Source organism: Segatella copri (genome assembly GCF_019127135.1).
GTDB lineage: Bacteria > Bacteroidota > Bacteroidia > Bacteroidales > Bacteroidaceae > Prevotella.
This window is the reverse complement of the sequence record NZ_JAHOEA010000131.1, coordinates 1-1,927: the sequence shown is the minus strand read 5'-3', so window position 1 is coordinate 1,927 and position 1,927 is coordinate 1. Positions and strand designations below refer to the sequence as shown.

Here is a 1,927-nt window from a genome sequence, read left to right as displayed (position 1 = left end):
GAGGGTGTGTCATAAGTCTGTGACGCACCCTTTTTTTGTGTGTGTTTCTATATATTCTAGTTGAATCGTAGTCTTTCTTCACAAAGGAAATCTTATTATATTGTATAGAAACTTTACTTTTCTTGTTTTATCGATAACAAAACAGCCCCAAAGCCCACAAAAGGGCATAGTTATCCCTGACGATAAAACAACCAAAATTGAGTTTTATCGTTTTATACCCAAATATTTCTTCAAATTGAATCCCATTCCGAACAATCCTAGATCCATATAAACCTTGTCCATTCCAAAATGCCTGAATCGCTTATAATGCATATCCGCCTTCATCTGCCCAAATACAGCTTCCGGCTCTATCGGTCGCTGGCTTCTGTGTTTCAAGCCCTCTTCAGACGTTAGTAGCAGGAAGGCTTCCTTTTTATATGCATTCAGTTTATGGTTGACATATATGGTTCTGTTGCCTTTGGATTTCTTGCAGAGACTTCCAAGCGGACATCCATCACATCGTTGTGCTCTATATAATGTAATGACAGACACATAGCCGGAGTCACTTTTCGTTTGCCGTTGTCCACAAGGTTCCATGTGTTGTCCCATGGGGCAGACATAATAGTCATCATCCCTGTTGTAGTAGAAGTTCGCTTGGTTGAAGGCATCCTCCTTGAAAGGCTTATGCTGTTCCTTGTGAAACCAGTTGTACTTTACATAACCCATCATCTCTTCCATCTCTAGGTACTCGTAGTTCTCCTCCGAGCCATACCCTGAGTCTGCGGTGACGCTCTTGGATTGCTTTCCATATCTTTTCTTGTACTTATCCAAAAAAGGCTTGAAGGTCAGGGTGTCTGTTGGATTGGGATAAAGGGCGAAATTCGTCCAATATTGATTCTCTGTCGCAATTTGAAGGTTATAGGCAGGCTTTGTCTGCCCATTGTTCATGGCATCTTCCTTGAGGCGCATGAAGGTCGCATCGGGATCAGTCTTGGAGTAACTGTTTCTCTCGCCCAGTATATCCAGTGATTTTTCATACTCGCACAGTTTGTCCGAGGCTTTGAACAAGTGATCTATCTGAGTATTTAGCTTTTGCTTCTCTCTTCCTGTAAGCTTTGCCTTAGGAAGGTTCTTCGCTTGCCTCTCACACAAACGTGCACTTCTCTTTACATCCTTGGCGGAAGTGGCTGGCTCGCAGTCTTCTTCCTTAATGTCACTCCCGCCATTCAGGCGAATTTGTTCTTTTATCTGAGCCAATGCAGCAGAGGTCTTTTCCAAGAGCTTAGCCCTGTTCTTTTCCACAGTCTTCTTCCATACAAACGTGTACTTGTTTGCTTTCGACTCTATCTTAGTACCATCAACATATTGTTCCTCCAGACTAATCACGCCCTTTTCAACCAATATGGAGACGACTGCATCAAAATAAAAGTCGATGCATTTAATCATATGATTGGATCTAAAGCGGTTGATTGTTGCGAAAGATAGTTGCTTACCTCCACAAATCCACATATAGCGAACATCGTATTTAAGTGCGTCCGCTATGCCACGACAGGAATAAACGCCATTGATATAGGCAAAAACAACTAAACTTAGAAGCATCTTCGGACTATAAGGAGGAGCACCAATCCCATCATAGGTATCCATGAGAGGGTTGATGTCCATACTGCGAATAATATGATCCACCATACGAACTTTGCTGTCTTTTGGCACATAATCATCGAAAGAGTTAGGAAAAAAGCTCAATTCGTGCCGAGTTTCAGATTTTATTTGTATCTTTGCCATACTTAAAGAAGTTTTCTGCAAAGATACAAATCTTTTGCGGAAAGGCAAAGCCCGAGCTTGTGAAAGTTTGGGCTTTGTTGTAAATAAAAATGTTTTTTAAAGATTTCGTATCTGTGAAAAGGCAAAAAATAAAAAGGGGTGCGTCACAGACTTATGACACACCCTC

1 protein-coding gene is annotated in these 1,927 nt (G+C 41.5%); it reads right to left on the bottom strand.

Translation table 11 applies throughout. The annotated features are described in order from the left end of the window. Positions 1-204 precede the first annotated feature (204 nt). Positions 205-1,761, bottom strand: a complete 1,557-nt coding sequence (locus KSW37_RS15445; protein WP_254881142.1) for an IS1182 family transposase — start codon at positions 1,759-1,761, stop codon at positions 205-207. Positions 1,762-1,927 lie beyond the last annotated feature (166 nt).

Coding starts and splice junctions, on each gene's coding strand:
- KSW37_RS15445 (WP_254881142.1), bottom strand. CDS start 1,761: ATGGCAAAGATACAAATAAAATCTGAAACTCGGCACGAATTGAGCTTT.